This is a genomic window from Curtobacterium sp. MCLR17_034, assembly GCF_003234485.1.
Lineage (GTDB): Bacteria > Actinomycetota > Actinomycetes > Actinomycetales > Microbacteriaceae > Curtobacterium > Curtobacterium flaccumfaciens.
Genome location: NZ_QKTH01000008.1, coordinates 130,666 through 147,019 on the forward strand (window position 1 = coordinate 130,666; position 16,354 = coordinate 147,019).

At 71.7% G+C, this 16,354-nt stretch carries 16 protein-coding genes; 6 read left to right on the forward strand and 10 right to left on the reverse strand.

The genetic code is table 11. The features are described from left to right. Window positions 1–43: 43 nt before the first annotated feature. The gene (locus DEI98_RS10390) at window positions 44–1,483 is read left to right on the forward strand and encodes a GuaB1 family IMP dehydrogenase-related protein (protein WP_111100688.1); all 1,440 of its coding nucleotides are present in this window, start codon (window positions 44–46) and stop codon (window positions 1,481–1,483) included. Between the two features lie 96 nt (window positions 1,484–1,579). On the opposite strand, the gene DEI98_RS10395 is transcribed toward DEI98_RS10390, so the two are convergent. The 4 genes from DEI98_RS10395 to DEI98_RS10410 all read right to left on the reverse strand — a co-directional run bounded on the left by DEI98_RS10395 (window position 1,580) and on the right by DEI98_RS10410 (window position 5,954). Beyond that, window positions 1,580–2,617 (reverse strand): hemolysin family protein, encoded by a 1,038-nt coding sequence (locus tag DEI98_RS10395; RefSeq protein WP_027465832.1) that lies wholly within the window; start codon window positions 2,615–2,617, stop codon window positions 1,580–1,582. Window positions 2,618–2,672: 55 nt separating this feature from the next. Continuing rightward, a complete protein-coding gene (locus DEI98_RS10400) occupies window positions 2,673–4,073 on the reverse strand; it encodes a hemolysin family protein (protein WP_111087819.1) in 1,401 nt (466 codons plus the stop codon). A 156-nt stretch (window positions 4,074–4,229) separates the two neighbouring features. Beyond that, window positions 4,230–5,312: an NADH:flavin oxidoreductase/NADH oxidase gene (locus DEI98_RS10405; protein WP_027465830.1), complete on the reverse strand. Its 1,083-nt coding sequence runs from the start codon at window positions 5,310–5,312 to the stop codon at window positions 4,230–4,232. A gap of 9 nt (window positions 5,313–5,321) precedes the next feature. Beyond that, entirely contained in the window at window positions 5,322–5,954 is a 633-nt protein-coding gene (locus DEI98_RS10410) for an HAD family phosphatase (protein ID WP_146243491.1), read from the reverse strand. A 24-nt stretch (window positions 5,955–5,978) separates the two neighbouring features. Here DEI98_RS10410 and DEI98_RS10415 point away from each other — a divergent pair, with 24 nt between their 5' ends. Beyond that, window positions 5,979–6,839, forward strand: coding sequence for an ADP/ATP-dependent (S)-NAD(P)H-hydrate dehydratase (locus DEI98_RS10415; protein ID WP_111094602.1), 861 nt, complete (start codon window positions 5,979–5,981; stop codon window positions 6,837–6,839). Between the two features lie 210 nt (window positions 6,840–7,049). Here DEI98_RS10415 and DEI98_RS10420 read toward each other — a convergent pair whose 3' ends face one another. After that, window positions 7,050–7,760 carry a YceI family protein gene (locus DEI98_RS10420; protein WP_111100690.1) on the reverse strand — a complete coding sequence of 237 codons (711 nt, stop codon included), beginning with the start codon at window positions 7,758–7,760 and terminating at the stop codon, window positions 7,050–7,052. Between the two features lie 83 nt (window positions 7,761–7,843). On the opposite strand from DEI98_RS10420, the gene DEI98_RS10425 reads away from it, so the two are divergent. After that, on the forward strand, window positions 7,844–9,157 hold the full coding sequence (locus DEI98_RS10425) for a glycosyltransferase 87 family protein (protein ID WP_111100691.1): 1,314 nt from the start codon (window positions 7,844–7,846) through the stop codon (window positions 9,155–9,157). After that, window positions 9,154–9,462: a thiamine-binding protein gene (locus DEI98_RS10430; protein ID WP_111100692.1), complete on the forward strand. Its 309-nt coding sequence runs from the start codon at window positions 9,154–9,156 to the stop codon at window positions 9,460–9,462. Before DEI98_RS10425 ends, DEI98_RS10430 begins: the two co-directional genes overlap by 4 nt. A gap of 3 nt (window positions 9,463–9,465) precedes the next feature. Here the strand turns inward: DEI98_RS10430 and DEI98_RS10435 are convergent, their stop codons facing one another. Beyond that, window positions 9,466–9,654, reverse strand: coding sequence for a hypothetical protein (locus tag DEI98_RS10435; RefSeq protein ID WP_146243492.1), 189 nt, complete (start codon window positions 9,652–9,654; stop codon window positions 9,466–9,468). A 128-nt stretch (window positions 9,655–9,782) separates the two neighbouring features. Between DEI98_RS10435 and DEI98_RS10440 the strand changes: the two genes are divergently transcribed. Next, window positions 9,783–9,962, forward strand: a complete 180-nt coding sequence (locus DEI98_RS10440) for a hypothetical protein (RefSeq protein ID WP_071404570.1) — start codon at window positions 9,783–9,785, stop codon at window positions 9,960–9,962. A 166-nt stretch (window positions 9,963–10,128) separates the two neighbouring features. Next, window positions 10,129–11,394 carry an MFS transporter gene (locus tag DEI98_RS10445; protein WP_111100694.1) on the forward strand — a complete coding sequence of 422 codons (1,266 nt, stop codon included), beginning with the start codon at window positions 10,129–10,131 and terminating at the stop codon, window positions 11,392–11,394. 182 nt (window positions 11,395–11,576) lie between these two features. Here the strand turns inward: DEI98_RS10445 and DEI98_RS10450 are convergent, their stop codons facing one another. From DEI98_RS10450 to DEI98_RS10465, 4 genes are all read right to left on the reverse strand, one after another. Continuing rightward, window positions 11,577–12,248: a response regulator transcription factor gene (locus DEI98_RS10450; protein ID WP_111100695.1), complete on the reverse strand. Its 672-nt coding sequence runs from the start codon at window positions 12,246–12,248 to the stop codon at window positions 11,577–11,579. Window positions 12,249–12,335: 87 nt separating this feature from the next. After that, window positions 12,336–13,658: a hypothetical protein gene (locus DEI98_RS10455; RefSeq protein WP_111100696.1), complete on the reverse strand. Its 1,323-nt coding sequence runs from the start codon at window positions 13,656–13,658 to the stop codon at window positions 12,336–12,338. Then, window positions 13,655–14,812 carry a sensor histidine kinase gene (locus tag DEI98_RS10460; RefSeq protein ID WP_111094605.1) on the reverse strand — a complete coding sequence of 386 codons (1,158 nt, stop codon included), beginning with the start codon at window positions 14,810–14,812 and terminating at the stop codon, window positions 13,655–13,657. Before DEI98_RS10460 ends, DEI98_RS10455 begins: the two co-directional genes overlap by 4 nt. A gap of 132 nt (window positions 14,813–14,944) precedes the next feature. Continuing rightward, entirely contained in the window at window positions 14,945–16,147 is a 1,203-nt protein-coding gene (locus DEI98_RS10465; protein WP_111100697.1) for a homoserine O-acetyltransferase, read from the reverse strand. Window positions 16,148–16,354: the final 207 nt, after the last annotated feature.

Sequence of the window (16,354 nt, forward strand, 5' to 3'; positions counted from 1 at the left end):
AGCGCCCGGTCGGGGCCCTGACGGGAGCCGTACAGTGGAGCGCATGAGGTTCTACGAGACGCGGCCGACGCACGACCTGACCTACTCCGACGTCTTCCTCGTCCCGAGCCGTTCCGGCGTGACGAGCCGCTTCGACGTCGACCTCGCGGCGAACGACGGCAGCGGTGCCACGATCCCGATCGTCAGCGCCAACATGAACTCCGTCACCGGCCCCCGGCTCGCCGCCACCCTGGCCCGCCGCGGTGGTCTGGGCGTGCTGCCGCAGGACATGCACCTGCAGGACCTCGACGCCGCGATCCGCTGGGTGAAGGACCAGCCGGTCGACTTCGACACCGCCTACGACATGGGTGCGCAGACCACCGTCGCCGAGGCCCTCGAGCAGCTCCTGCCGGTGGCCGGCCGTGGTGTGGTCGTCCGCGACGCCGACGGCGAGTACCTCGGCTGCGTGCCCGCGACCCGCCTCGGCACCGCCGGCCCCGACGCCGTCGTCGGTGACCTGCTGCACGGCGCCTCGACCGCGATCGACGCCGAGGACGCCGGCACACCCCGCCACGTGTACGACGTGCTCTCGGCCGCCGAGGTCGACTTCGCGCCGGTGATGCGGCACGGCCGGGTCGTCGGGACCACGAGCCAGACGAGCGCGATCCGCTCCGACATCTACACGCCCGCCGTCGACGGTTCCGGCCGGCTCCGGGTCGCCGCCGCACTCGGCATCAACGGCGACGTCGCCGCCAAGGCCAAGGCGCTGGCCGCCGCGGGCGTGGACGTCCTGGTCCTCGACACCGCGCACGGCCACCAGGACGGCATGCTCCGCGCACTCCGCACGGTCGCGTCGCTGCAGCTCGGCATCCCGCTCGTGGCCGGCAACGTCGTCACCGCCGACGCCGTCGCGCACCTGGTCGGGGCCGGAGCGGACATCATCAAGGTCGGCGTCGGACCGGGCGCCATGTGCACCACCCGCATGATGACGGCCGTCGGTCGCCCGCAGTTCTCCGCCGTGCTCGAGACCGCCGCGGCGGCCCGCTCGCTCGGTGCGCACGTCTGGGCGGACGGCGGGGTGCGCTACCCGCGCGACGTCGCCCTCGCGCTGGCAGCCGGCGCGTCCGCCGTCATGATCGGCTCGTGGTTCGCCGGCACGCTCGAGGCCCCCGGTGTCCTGCGCCGTGACGCCGCGGGCAAGGCGTACAAGGAGAGCTGGGGCATGGCCTCGGCGAAGGCCGTGCGCGAGCGGTTCGAGCGGCTCGACCCGTACGAGCGGGCCCGCAAGGCGCTCTTCGCCGAGGGGATCTCGTCGTCGACGATCTACCTCGACCCGGAGCGTCCGAGCGTGGAGGACCTGCTCGACATGATCACCACGGGCGTCCGCAGCTCCGCCACCTACGCGGGCGCGTCGTCACTCGCCGAGTTCTCCGAGCGCGCGCTGGTCGGCATCCAGTCCGCCGCCGGGTACGAGGAGGGCAAGCCCCTGCCCGTCAGCTGGTAGCGCGGCCGGGGCGCGCGTCGCCCTGGTCTCGACCACGGACGGACGGGAGGCGCGGTGCAAGCTGGCACCGCGCCTCCCGTCCGCTTGTCTGTACGTCTACCGGCGCCGGGTCGCGTCCTCGACCTCGCCCACCAGTTCTTCGAGGATGTCCTCGAGGAACAGCACGCCGATCGTGCGGCCGTCCGCGTCGAAGGCGCGGGCCACGTGGCGCCCGGCGGCCCGCATGGTCGCGAGCGCGTCCTCGAGGTCCATCTCGGTGTACAGCGAGATGAGCTGGCGGATGCGCTTCGGCGGCACCGGGTCGTCGAACTCGTCCGGCCGCAGGTCGATGACGTCCTTCACGTGCACGTAGCCGGTGGGGGAGCCGTCCTCGCCGACGAGCACGTAGCGGGAGAACCCGCGCTGTGCAACGGCGTGCTCGACGTCGGCCGGGGTGGCGTCGTCGGGCAGCGTGACGAGCTCGGCCATCGGCACGGCGACGTCACGGACCTTCTTCTCGGTGAACTCGAACGCCAGGGCGAGCTTGCCGTCGTCGGTCAGGGTGCCCTCGCGTCGGGACTGCTCCACGATGGTCTGCACCTCTTCCACCGTGAAGGCGCTCACCGCTTCGTCCTTGGGCTCGACGCGGAACAGCCGCAGCACGGCGTTCGCGACCTCGTTCAGGCCGACGATGACCCAGTGCAGGCCGTGACCGATGTACCAGAGCGTCGGGACCAGCAGCAGCGCGGCGCGGTCCGGCATCGAGAACGAGATGTTCTTCGGCACCATCTCGCCGAACACCACGTGCAGGAACGAGACGAGCAGCAGCGTGAACACGAAGGCCACGGTGCCGATCACCTCGGCGCTCCAGCCCGTCAGGTGCAGCGGGACCTCGAGCAGGTGGTGGATCGCCGGCTCGGACACGTTCAGGATGAGCAGCGAGCAGACCGTGATGCCGAGCTGGGTCGTGGCGAGCATGCGGGTGGCGTGCTCCATCGCCCAGAGCGTCATCTGCGCGGCCTTCGAGCCCTCCTCCGCGCGGGGCTCGATCTGCGAGCGGCGTGCGGAGATGACCGCGAACTCCGCCGCGACGAAGTACGCGTTGCCCATCAACAGGACGACGAGCCAGAAGATGCCCCACCAATCGGAACTCATCGCAGTCCCTCCCTGCAGCCAGAAGATCCCGCTGCGCCCATCATCGAGTCGGAGCTCATCGGGTGCTGCCCTTCGTCGTGGTGGCCGCGGCCTTCGTGGTGGTCGGGGTGCTCTTGGTGGACGGGATGATGATCGCGGTCGCCGCCGTGTCGGTCGACGGGCGCGTCGGGGTCCAGCGGATGCGGTCGATCCGACGGCCGTCCAGCCGCTCGACCCGGAACACCCCGCCGTCCAGGGGCACCTCGTCGCCGACGACGGGCAGGCGGCCCAGCGTCGACATGACGAACCCGCCGACGGTCTCGTACGGGCCCTCCTCGGGCACCTTCACGCCGGCGCGGTCCTCGAGCTCGTCGGGACGCAGCAGACCGGGGAAGGTCAGCCAGTCACGGGAGCGCACCACGTCGATGCGGGCGCGGTCGTGCTCGTCGGAGACCTCGCCGACGATCTCCTCGATCAGGTCCTCGAGCGTGACGACCCCGGCGGTGCCGCCGTACTCGTCGACGACGATGACCATCTGGTAGCCGCGACCGCGGACCTCGGCGAGCAGGGTGTCGCCGGGCATGGTCTCCGGCACGCGTTCGGCGTCGGTCATGAGTGCCCCGACGGGGACCTCCGGACGCTTCTCGCGCGGCACGGCAACGGCCTGCTTGACGTGCACGATGCCGACGACGTCGTCCGCGTCCTCCTCGATGACGGGGAAGCGGCTGAAGCCGGTCTTGCGGGCGAGGGCGATGACGTCCTCGGCGGACTCGGACACGCGGATGGTGGAGAGCCTTGGGCGCGGTGTCATCACGTCGCTGGCGCTCAGCTCGGAGAACGAGATGGTGCGCTCGAGGAGCGTCGCGGTGTCCTGTTCGAGCGAGCCCTCCGACGCCGAGCGGCGCAGCAGCGAGGTGAGTTCCTCGGCGCTGCGGGCACCGGAGAGTTCCTCCTGCGGCTCGATGCCCAGCGACCGGAGCACGGCGTTCGCGGTGCCGTTCAGCAGTGCGACGGCGGGCTTGAAGACCGTCGTGAACGCGATCTGCAGCGGCACCACGAGCCTGGCGGTCTGCAGGGGCAGCGCGAGCGCGAAGTTCTTCGGCACGAGCTCGCCGAGGATCATCGACAGCAGGGTCGCGATGACGAGCGCCACGATCGAGCCGACGGTCTCGACGATGCCCTCCGGCAGGTTCATCGCCAGGAACGGCGCCTCGAGCAGCTTCGCGATCGAGGGTTCGAGCAGGTAGCCGGTCAGCAGCGTGGTCAGCGTGATGCCGAGCTGTGCGCTGGACAGGTGCGTCGAGGTGACCTTCAGCGCGCCGATGACCGGTGCGAGGCCGGCTTCACCGCGGTCGCGCCGCGCTTCGACGTCGGCGCGGTCGAGGTTGACCAGCGCGAACTCGGACGCGACGAAGACACCCGTGCCGAGGGTCAGCAGGATGCCGCCGATCAGCATGACGATGTCGATCGGACTCATGATTCACCCCCGTTCGCGCACAGGGATGACGTGCAGCTCACCGAGTGAGCGGCGGATGAGTGAGGCGAAGAACTATTCGGGGGATCGTCCACAGTGCTGCCAATCGTACTGCCTGCGCGGTCGCTGAACCGTGAATCCGTACAGAACCGACCGCGCCTAGGCCGTGATCCGCGCGCGGTGGTACTGCTGCGGCTCGTAGTCGACCGGCACGCGGAGTTCGACGGCGGCACGGAGCGCGAACGACGGGTCGCGGAGCATCTCGCGACCGATCATCACGACGTCGGCCAGGCCGGTCGCGACGATCTGCTCGGCCTGGAACGCCTCGGAGATCATGCCCACGGCGATCGTCGGGATGCCGGCGTCGCGCTTGATCGCCGCCGCGTGCGGCACCTGGTAGCCGGGGCCGACCGGGATTGGCGCGCTCGCGACGTTGCCGCCGGTCGACACGTCGGCCAGGTCGGCACCGTGCTCCGCGGCCCAGCGGGCGACGACGGTGGTCTCGTCGAGCGTGAGCCCGCCGTCGACCCAGTCGGTGGCCGAGAACCGGACGACGATCGGGAAGCCCTCGCCGACCTCGGCGCGCACGGCGTCGACGACCTCGAGCAGCGCGCGGGCACGGTTCTCGAGCGAGCCGCCGTACTGGTCGGTGCGCTGGTTGCTCAGCGGCGAGAGGAACTGGTGCAGCAGGTAGCCGTGGGCCGCGTGGATCTCGACCAGGTCGAACCCGGCCTCCACCGCGCGGCGGGCGGACTGCGCGAAGGCGAGGGCGACGACGCGGATGTCCTCGACCGCGAGCTCGCGCGGGACGTCGTAGCCGTCGAAGGCCACGGCCGACGGCGCGACCGTGGTCCAGCCGCCCTGGTCGGCGGGGACGGTGCCGTGCGTGGTGTCCCAGGGGCGGTAGGTCGACGCCTTGCGCCCGGCGTGCGCGAGCTGGATGCCCGCCGCGGCCCCCTGCTCGTGCAGGAAGTCGACGATCGGCTTGAACGCGTCGCGCTGCTGGTCGTTCCACAGCCCGAGGTCCTGCGGGGTGATCCGTCCCTCGGGCACGACGCCCGTCGCCTCGACCACGACCGCGCCGGCGCCACCCTTGGCGAACCCGCCCAGGTGCACGAGGTGCCACGGCGTCGGGACACCGTCCTGTTGGTCCACCGAGTACTGGCACATCGGGGAGACCCAGATGCGGTTGCGGACGGTCAGGTCACGGACGGTGATCGGGTCGAACAGGGCGTGCGTCACGCGGGCTCCTCAGAGGACGGGTGCCGGCGCCTCGGCCAGTTCCGTCAGGAACGACCGCAGTGACGCCGGCGACGTGTAGTGGTGGCCGACCGCCCCGATCGCTTCCGCACCGGTGGCGTTCTCGGCCCTGTTGTCCACGAACACCATCTGACCCGGCTCGATTCCCAAGCGCGCACAGGTGTCGCGGTAGATGGATGCCGCGGGCTTGAGGACGTGCTCCTCGGCGCTCACCACCACGGTCTCGAAGAGCGAGCCCATCGGGGAGCGGCGGTACGGGTCTCCGAAGTCGAAGCCCGCGTTCGACAGCAGGGCCACACGGGTGCCGGCGTCGTGCAGCTCCTCGACGATCTCGAGGGTCTCCGGCTCGACCTCGAACCACCCGGTGAAGTCGATCGCCCAGAACCGGTGGATCTCGGAGATGCTCCAGGTCCGTCCGGTCCGTTCCGCGATGGCACGCCAGTACGCCACGACCGACAGGTCGCCGCGGTCCAGGTCGTGCCGGAGCTCCTGGTACACCGGGAACAGCTCGTCGGCCGGGACCCCGGTGGCGGCCACGAGGGCGTCCCGCGAGGCGTGCGGCGTCCGGCTGATCACCTCGCCGTAGTCGAAGACCACCACGCGACCAGGCAGGAACAGGCTCATGTGCTCCACCGTAACGTGGGGCCGGTGAACGACTTCGTGCTCGTCCGACCGTCCGATGCCGCCGCGTGGGTCACCGCGCCGACGGGGGAGTCCACCAAGTACCGCCGCGGGGTCCTCGGCATCGCGACCGGGTCCGACCAGTACCCCGGCGCCGCGGTGCTGGGGGTCGACTCCGCCGTGCACACCGGCGTCGGCATGGTCCGGTACGTCGGACCGTCACGCGCCACCGACCACGTGCTCACCCGCCGCCCCGAGGTCGTCTCCGGCGTCGGCCGCGTGCAGGCCTGGCTCGTCGGCTCCGGGATCTCGGCGCCGACGCTCGGTGACCTGGACGCGACGACGGCGTCGGGCTTCTCGCACGCCTCCGACGACGGCGTCCCGGTCGTCGTCGACGCCGGGGCGATCCCGCTCGTCGACCTCGGGCCGCTCGCCGTGCTCACCCCGCACGCCGGTGAACTCGCTTCGTTCCTCGGAGCCGATCGCGCCGAGATCGAGCAGGACCCGGCCGCCGCAGCGCTCCGTGCGGCGGAGCAGACCGGCAGCGTCGTGCTGCTCAAGGGGGAGCGGACCCACGTGGTCACCCCGGACGGGTCGGTGCGGCTCGTGGCGTCCTCGGCGACGCCGTGGCTCGCGGCGGCCGGTGCCGGGGACGTGCTGGGCGGGGTGCTCGGAGCGCTCGTCGCCGCGCGGCAGGGCTCTGTCGAGACGGCCGGATCGTCGCTCACCCCGTCGGACCTCGCGCACCTGGCTGCGTCGGCCGCGGTGGTGCACGGGCTCGCGGCGCGGCGGGCGTCCGGCGGCGGACCGTTCCCGATGACGACGCTCATCGCCGAGCTGCCGGCGGTCGTGCGGGACCTGGTCGTCGACGGGGACGCGCGCGGGTAGCGGTCGGTGCGCGTGCACCTTCCGACGATCCACGAGGGGATCGACGCGTGTTCTGTCGAAGGATGCGCACGCAATGGATTCGTGCGCATGTTCCGACGGGACACCACGGGTTCGACAGGTGCAAGGTCGCAACATGCGCACGCATCAGCCAGCGGGTGCGGCTCCAGGCCGTCGGCGGGCACGTCACGGGCGTGACGTGCGTCGCGGACGTCAGCTCGCGGGGGTCGCGTGCACCAGGAACTCGACGGAACCCGCGTCGTCGACCTTGACGAACCCCAGGCTCGGGGCCTGCACGCCGTAGTCCGAGAAGGTGATCGGGACCGAGCCGGAGATGTCGACGCCGTCGCCGTTCAGGCCGACCTGCAGCTTCGCGGTGACGTCCTTCGTGACGCCGTGCAGGGTGAGCTTCCCCGGGGCCGTCACGGTCGTCGTGTCGGAGCCGCTCGGGACCGCGTCGGCGATCGGTCCGGTGAGTTCGAAGGTGGCCTCGGGGAAGGCCGCGGCGTCCATCGCGGAGTCGCGGAAGTAGGCGTCGCGCTGGTCGGAGTCGGTGGTGATGTCGGCGACCTGCACCGCGATCTTGGCGGCGGTGATGCTCGTTCCGTCGACGGTCGCGGTGCCGGAGACGCTGTCGGTGCGGCCGGTGACGGTGACGTCGGAGCCGTTCAGGACCTCGTGGACGCGGTACCCGGCCTCGGAGTCGCCGCCGACCGTCCACTCGCCGGACAGGTCCGTGTCGTCGAGGGTGGAGGCCTCACGGGTGGCGGCGACGGACGGCGCGGCCGAGGCCTTCGCGTTCTCGTTGCTCGTGTAGACGTTCGTGAAGACCACCGCGCCCACGACGCCGAGGACGACGACGGCGGCGATGACGGAGATCCAGATGACGGCCTTGCGGCGCTTGCGCGGGGTGTCGGAGGTCACGAGCAGAACGGTGACACGTCATGCTCGGGAGACCCTGAGTCCGTGGCAGCGATCGCCCTCGGTCCGGCCGCTACGCTCGTCCGGTGCAGAGGACCTCGACCCGGTGGCTCGAACTCGCCGGCTTCGTCCTGGCGTTCGTCGCCGTGCACGGGTTCCTGTGGTGGCTGACCCTCGTGTCGGCGAACCTGCCGCTCGGTGACGTGACCATCACCTACAGCCGCTGGATCGAGACCGGGCGGACCGCGGACTTCTGGGTCGGCATCGACGGCGCCTGGGTGTACCCGATCCTGGCGATCGTGCCGATGGCGGCAGCGGCCCTCGGGGGAGTCGCATCGATCGGCTCCGGCTGGTTGCTGCTGATGGTGCTGCTCGACGCCGTGGCGTGCGCGTTCCTGTGGCGGTTTCGGGCGCGCGTGGGGTCGTCCGACCGCTTCGACGTGCACGGCGTGCGGGTCGTCTGGTGGTGGCTGCTGTTCCTGCTCGCGCTCGGGCCGATCGCGCTCGGTCGGATCGACACCGTCGCGACGGCGTTCGCGCTGGTGGGCGTGGCGTTCGTGGCCTCGAGGCCAGCCGTCGCGTCCGCGCTCTTCACCGCCGGCGCGTGGACGAAGGTGTGGCCCGCGGCGCTCGTCGCGGTGCTGCTGCTCCTGCGTCGCGGACACCGCCGGGGTGTGCTCGCCGGGGCGCTGGTGCTGAGCGCCCTCATCGTGCTCGTCGACGTGCTGTGGGGCGGTGCGCCGTACCTGCTGTCCTTCGTCGGTGAGCAGACCGGCCGTGCGCTGCAGATCGAGTCACCGCTCGCGACGCCCTTCATGTGGGCCGCAGCCTTCGGCGTCCCGGGTGCAGCGGTGTTCTACGACCAGGAGATCCTGACCTTCGAGGTGTCCGGTGCCGGTACGTCCGCCGCCGCGGCCGTGTCGACGCCGCTGATGGCCGTCGTGGTGGTGGCCGGGGTCGTGCTCGCGCTCTGGGCCGCGCGCCGGGGTGCCCGTCGGGCCGAGCTCGCGCCGGTGCTCGCGCTGCTGTTCGTCGCGGCGCTCATCGCGACGAACAAGGTGGGGTCGCCGCAGTACATCGGCTGGTTCGCGGTGCCGATCGTCTGGGGCCTCGCGGCCGGCACCCCGAGTGCGCGCCGGTTCGTGCCGATCGCGGTGCTCGCGCTGCCGATGGCCCTGCTCACGCAGCTGGTCTACCCGGGCTACTACGACCAGTTGCTCGGCGTGCAGCCGTGGATCCTCGTGGTGCTCACGCTGCGGAACCTGCTCGAGGTGGCGATCCTGGTGTGGAGCATCGTCGTGCTGGTGCGGATGGGGCGTCGCGCGGGGTCCGGACGGGTGGCGGCGCGCTCGTCGTCGTCCGTGCGCGACCAGCCCGAGCCGGGCAGGATGGACGCATGATCGTCGCCTTCTCCGTCGCTCCGTCCGGTGGTCCCGCTGCAACGTCCGACGGGTCCGTGCACGACGCCGTCGCGGCCGCCGTGCGCGTGGTGCGCGAGAGCGGGCTGCCGAACCGCACCTCGTCGATGTTCACCGAGATCGAGGGGGAGTGGGACGAGGTCATGGACGTCATCAAGCGAGCCACCGAGGCCGTCGGTGCGTACGGCACGCGGGTGTCGCTCGTGCTGAAGGCCGACATCCGACCCGGGCACACCGGCGAGATCGACGGCAAGCTCGAACGGCTCGAGGCCGCGCTCGGCGAGTAGTGGTCAGCGGCGCCGACGCGGACGCCTGCGGCGACGGGGGTCGGTGCCGAGGACCGCGGCGACCGTCAGCAGGACGAGGCCGGCGACCGCGAACACCACGACGACGACGATCCCGAGTGGGTCGGTGACGTCCTCGCAGTTCGCGGGCGCGCCGGCGGCGCAGGAGGCCAGGACGGTCGTGACGGTGGGCACGTCGTCATCCTGCACCGCAGCGTCGACCGACACGCCGGAGCGGTCCCTCGGATGTCGGTGGCCGGGTGTCTCATGGTCTGCATCGAGCCACTTCCGGTGGCCTGCGAGACGACGATGAGGAGCGCGTGATGATGCACGACGGCTGGTGCCCCGACTGCGACCTGCGAACGGTCGTCATCGACACGGACGAACAGGGCGAGAACGCCTGGGCGACCTGCGCGGAGTGCGGCACCGGATGGGTGCACCGCGACGAGCTGCCCGAGCAGGCCCCCGCACGGACCCGCACCCCGGAGCGCCAGGCGGCCTGAGCCGACGGCCCGAGCGCTGATGGTCTGAACGCTCCGAGCTGAGCACCACCGGGCTTTCGTTGGTCCGTTGGAGCGGTCTACACTCGACGGACCAGGACATCACGGCCGCCCCGTCCGGTGGGGTGCTGCACCGTCGTCCCGCTCCGCCCGCACGAGAACAGGCCCCATGTCACAGCTCACGCCTGCGCGTCGCACCCTCGCGCTCATCTCGCTCGCCCTCGGCGGGTTCGCCATCGGCTCGACCGAGTTCGTCGCGATGGGGCTGCTGCCGAACATCGCGCAGGCCCTGCTCCCCGAGCAGTACGGCATCGACCCCGACGCGGGGATCGCCCACGCCGGCTGGCTCGTCAGCGCCTACGCCCTCGGGGTGGTGGTCGGTGCGCCGACCATCGCGGCGATGTCCGCCCTGTTCCCGCGCAAGGGCCTGATCCTCGTGCTGCTCGTCGGGTTCGTCGTCGCGACGATCGCGAGCGCGCTGCTGCCCTCGTTCGGTCTGGTGCTCGTCGCCCGCTTCGTCGCCGGTCTGCCGCACGGCGCCTACTTCGGCATCGCGTCGATCGTGGCCGGCGACATGATGGGCCCGGGCAAGCGCGGCAAGGGCATCGCCATGGTGCTGCTCGGCCTGTCGGTCGCGAACGTCGTCGGGGTCCCGGCGATCACGTGGGTCGGGCAGGTGGCCGGGTGGCGGGTCGCCTACGGCGTCGTCGCCGCGCTGTTCGCCCTGACGTTCCTGGCCGTCGCGGCCTTCGTGCCGAAGAGCGCCCGCGACGAGCACGCCACGATCGGCCGTGAGCTCCGGGCGTTCCGCGTGCCGCAGGTCTGGATCGTGATGGGCCTCGGCGCCGTCGGGTTCGGCGGGTTCTTCGCGGTGTACTCGTACATCTCCCCGCTCGTGCAGAACGTCACCGGGATGCCCGAGTCGTTCGTGCCGATCGTGCTCGTCGTCGTGGGCATCGGCATGGTCGTCGGCGGGGTGCTCGGCGGACACCTGGCCGACCACAGCGTGAAGCGCACGATCTACGTCGGCATGTTCGCGCTCATCGGCGCCCTGCTCGTCACCGTCCTGACGGCGCAGTGGCTCTGGGGCATGCTGCTCGGCGCGTTCCTGCTCGGTGCGACCTCGTCGGCGATCCCGCCGGCGGTGCAGTCGCGCCTGATGGACGTCGCCGGGGATGCCCGCACGATCGCGGCGGCGCTGAACCACTCGGCGTTCAACATCGGCAACTCGATCGGTGCGGCCCTGGGCGGCGCGGTCATCGCGGCCGGCTTCGGGTTCCTCGCACCGGGCTGGCTCGGCATCGGCCTCGCGCTGCTCGGCGTCCTGGTGACGATGGTCAGCTACGCGGTCGAGCGGCGGAGCACGCGTCGTGCCGCGGTCCGCTCCTCGTCACCGTCCACCGGTCCGATCACCGCACCGGTCCCGACGGCCTGACACGCGGGGTGCGCGCACGCACCCACCGGACGGGAGGCCCGTGGCGACGCCGCCACGGGCCTCCCGTCCGTCACGTGGTGCGGCCACCGCACGTGGTGAGCAGCAATGGTCGGGTCCCGTGACGGGACCCGACCATTGCTGCTCACGAAGCGCAACGCGCGAAGCGCGAAGCGCTCCGCGCGCTACAGGCCCACGGGGCTGCCGTCCTGCACGATGATGCCGTCGGTGATCGCACGCTTCCGCAGCGCGACCTTCGTACCCACGTCGAAGCCGGCGACGCGGTACTTCTCGCGGATGCGCTTGAGGTAGCTCTTCGCGGTCTCCTCGGAGATGCCGAGCTGGTAGGCGACGCTCTTGACGGGCTCGCCACCGCCGTACAGGGCCATCACGCGACGCTCCTGGGCGCTGAGCTTCGGCACACCGCCGACGTCACCGCTGTTGATGGCGAGGTCGAGCTCGGCCGAGACGTACTGCTCGCCGCGCTGGGCGGAGCGGATCGCCTCGACGATCATGTCGGCGTCCTCGCTCTTGACGAGGTACCCGAGGGCGCCGGCACCGAGGGCCTCGCGCACGACGTTCGGCTCCGAGTACGTGCTCATCACGACGGTCTTGACGCCCGCGGTCTTGAGCGTCGAGATCTTCAGCGACACCGGGATGGAGTCCTTGAGGTCCAGGTCCAGCAGCACCACGTCGACCGGGAACGCCGGGCTCGTCAGGAGCTCGGGCCAGGTCGTGACGGCGGCCACCAGGGTGATGTCGTCGGCCGCGTTCCGGATCCACTCCGTGAGCGCGCCGAGGAGCATCCTGTGGTCGTCGACCAGTGCGAGTCGGATCGGTTCCTCTGGAGTCGCCATGCTGGCGTCCTTTCTCGGTGCGGATTGCTCGGCCGATCCTAGGAGGATGCGGGCCGGAAGTCGGTCAGGCGTGCGGGTATCCGGCAGCTACATCGACGGATGTCGGTTCACGACGCAGTGCGCGACGATGTGCAGCGCGCCGTCGCGGACGGTCTCGGTGTACGGGCCGATGCGCTGCAGGGCGCTCCACGCCGTCGGGCCGAGGCTGCGACGGGGCACCCCGCGGGACTCGATGACGACGGGGACGTCCATCGTGTCGTCGCTGACCGGGTGACCGTCGGAGCCGATCGGACCGAGGGTGACGGAGACGACGGGCATGCCGGGCTGCGCGGTGCGGCCGTCGCCGACCATCTGCCAGATCGCCTGCAGCAGCCCGTCGCGCTGGGTGGGGGAGAGGTGCCCCGCCAGGGCGGTCGGGTCGGCGACGCTCACCGAGCGACCGAGGTGGTCGGACTCGGTGATCGCGTGGTAGAGCCAGGTCTCGCGACGGCCCTCGATCAGGTGCAGGCGGAGCTCGGTGGCGAGCGACGCGGCGACGGAGCTCGAGGCGTCGGACAGCGGCAGCGGGTCGGTGCCGTTGGCGACGGCGTCGAGCAGCTTCTCGGCGGCCAGGTCGAGCCGGGCGAGCTCGTCCGAGGCGAGCATGCCGACGGCGAACTGCGGCGCCTGCACGTTGCTCTGCACGAGCACCCGGTCGAGTTCGCGCTGCACGAGCTGGCGGAACCGCTGCACGACGTACAGCGCGAGCGCCGGCGGCACGACGACGAGCGACAGCAGGGACACGAGGCCGGGCATGGTGTCGTGCGTGATCGGCGTCGACGCGACGGCCATCACGATGAACGCGATGCCGAGCGCACCGATGGCGACGGCGACCTCGCGGGCGGGTCGGAGCGTGGCGATCGGCAACAGGGCGAACCCGGCGGCCATGGACGCGGTCGCGGTGTGCGCGATGTCGTGCTCGGGCCAGATACCGATGAAGTCGAGCGTGACCACGCAGGCCAGCACGACGCAGATCAGCGCGAAGGCCGGACCCGTCAGCCGTTCGCCGTAGGTCAGGACGCTGAGTCCGACCCCGACGGCGGCGACGACGTAGAGCCCCCAGGCGACCGCGGGCAACCACGGGTCGGAGTACTCGTTCCAGCGCACCAGGAAGAACGCGATGCCGGCGACGGCCTCGATCGCGGTGAGGACCGCGGCGCCGAGGCCGAGGTACCCGGCACCGAGCGAGGCGCCGGGCTTGGCGGCCTGGCGCAGCGACCGGGCGCCGGTCGACGTGGACGGGAGCCCTCGGGCCTGGCGACGTTCGCTCGTCCGGTACCGCTCGCGCGCCTCGCGGCGCGTACGGGGTGCTGGCGGAGCGGTCTCGCCGGGCAGGCTGCGGCCGATGGTGTCCTCGGGGACCCGGGTCATCGCGGTGCCTCCAGGACGACGGTGGTGCCGGAGCCCGGCGCGGAGAAGAGCTTCGCGTCGCCGCCGACCTCGCGCAGGCGGTTCACGACGCTCTCCTTGAAGCCGAGTCGCTCGGCACTGACGGTGGTGAGGTCGAAGCCGACGCCGGAGTCGGTGACCATCGCACGGACGACCTCGTTGTCGTGGACGATCGTGACGTGCGCCTCGCCGACGCCGGCGTGCCGACGGACGTTCTCGAGGCACTCGCCGAGCGCGAGGAGGAACGCGTCGAGCACGTTCGACGGCAGCAGGACCTGCCCGGTGCCGTGCCAGCTGACCTCGAGCCCCATCCGACCGAAGCGCTGCTTGACGGACTCCAGGGTCTGCCCGAGGGGCGATTCCTCTTCGCGGGTGAGCGAGTAGTCACCGGACTGCGAGGGCTGCGGGGTCGCACCGAGGCGCAGGTGCCGCAGCAGTCGGGCGTCCTCGGCGGCCTGCTCGCGCATGGCCTGCTCGGAGACGCCGACGCCGGAGTGCGCCAGCAGCGTCAGGGTCGCGAGCACCGTGTCGTGCAGCAGGCGGGCACCCTGGCGGCGCTGGGCCTCGGTCTCGCTGGCCTGCCGTTCGGCGCGGTGGGCGGTGCCGATGCTGTAGATGCGGCGGGCGACGCGGGGGATGCTGCGCGAGATCCAGATCGCCACGACGGCCATCAGGATCCACCCGAGCAGTGCGCCGCTGACCGGGGTCGACAGGAGCGAGCCCGATCCCCACACCATGAGCACCACCACGGCGCCGCCCCCGGCGATGGTGATGGCGAGACCGACCGGGTGCCCGCGCTGGGCCATCAGCGGTGCCGAGAGCCCGCCGGCGGCCAGGGGCATGACGGCGCTGGCGACGAGGGGCCGCGCCGAGTCGGGGACTCCGGTGAAGAGCAGCACCATCGTGGCGAGTCCGGCGACGACGATGGCGGCGGTCCACCACACTTCGCCGCCGCGAGCGAAGCACACGAGCGCGGTGATCATCGCGGCGATGCAGAGGAGTGCGCCGATGAGGGGCAGCGTGGGCACGGCGGCGGCGGAGAGGATGCCCACGACGCTGACGAGCGCGCAGACGATGCCCACGACACGGGTCGCCGACCGCAGCAAGCGGTCGCGTTCCTGTGCGATGAAGTCCATCGATGTCCTGGTTGGTGACGATCTGGCGGTGCGGGAAACCGAGCGTCGGTCAGTGCCGAGCTCCACGCCATCATTCCACGCGCGCCACCCGTTGGGGGGTCTTCGGCGCGCCGTGGTGGCAGGCAGGCCCGCTCAGGAGTCGAGCAGCCGCCGCAGGTGCGCCCCGACCTGCTCGTGCTCGATGAGGAACCCGTCGTGTCCGAACTCGCTCTCGATCACCGCTGCGGTGTCCCCGTCGAGCGCGTCCGGCACGCCCGCGGCGATCCGGTGCTGGTCCTCGACGGGGAACAGCCGGTCGCTCGAGATCCCCACGACCAGGGTCCGTGCGGTCACCAGCCCGAGTGCCGCCGAGACCCCGCCGCGCCCGGCGCCGACGTCGTGCGAGTCCATCGCGTACGTCAGCGTCACGTAGCTCGAGGCGTCGAACCGCCGGGTGAACTTGTTGCCGTGGAAGTCGAGGTAGCTCTCCACCGAGAACCGGCCGTCGTCGCCGAGCGGGGAGACGTCGCTCTGCCAGGACCGCGCAAAACGGCTGTTCAGCTCGTCGGAGGCCCGGTACGTCATCAACGCCATCCGTCGGGCCAGCGACAGTCCGCGGTGCGGGCCCTCGCCGGCGTCGGCCTCGTAGTAGTCGCCGCCGGCGAAGGCTGGGTCCATCTGGATCGCGGCGCGCTGCAGCGAGTTCGCGGCGATCTGGTCGGCGGTGGTCTGCGCGGTGGACGCGAGGACCGCCAGCCGCTGCACGCGCGCGGGGTGCGAGACCGCGAACTCGAGGGCGTGCATACCGCCCATCGACCCGCCGACGACGGCCGCGAAGGTCTCGATGCCGAGCCGGTCGGCGAGCTGCGCCTGCACCTCGACCTGGTCGCGCACCGTCACGAACGGGAACCGCGAGCCCCACTCCGCGCCCGTCGGCGACACCGACGACGGCCCGGTGGTGCCCTGGCAGCCGCCGAGCATGTTCGGCGCGATGACGAACCACCGGTCGGTGTCGATCGCCCGGCCGGGGCCGACGACGTCGCCCCACCAGCCGGCGGTGCGGTGGCCCGGGCCGGCGGCACCGGTCACGTGCGAGTCCCCGGTCAGGGCGTGCAGGACGAGCACCGCGTTGTCGCGGGCGGCGTTGAGCGTGCCCCACGTCTCGTAGGCCACGCGCACGGACGGCAGGCGGCCGCCGCGCACCCACTGCTCGCCGAGGGACTCGAAGTGGCGTGCACCCGGGTGGTCACCGGGACGCCAGGCACCGGTCACGGGCGGCTTGCCGAGGGTGCCGAGTTCGGTGCCGGGCACCAGGGTGGACGGCACGGAGTCCTCGGGGGTCGTCTGCCAGTCCATCGTGCGTCCAGTCTGCCGGGAGGCGCGGGTCGCCGCCGCCGTGTTACGTCACGCCCGGCGCGTGGCCGGGCTTCAGGCCGCGCTCGCCGTTCCGTGCGCGCGCATGTTCCGACATCGTGCGCGTCGTTCGACTCGTGGATCGTCGCACCATGCGCACGTACCGGATGCGTGTGCAACGAGCGACGTCCCACGCGTCGAACGACACGT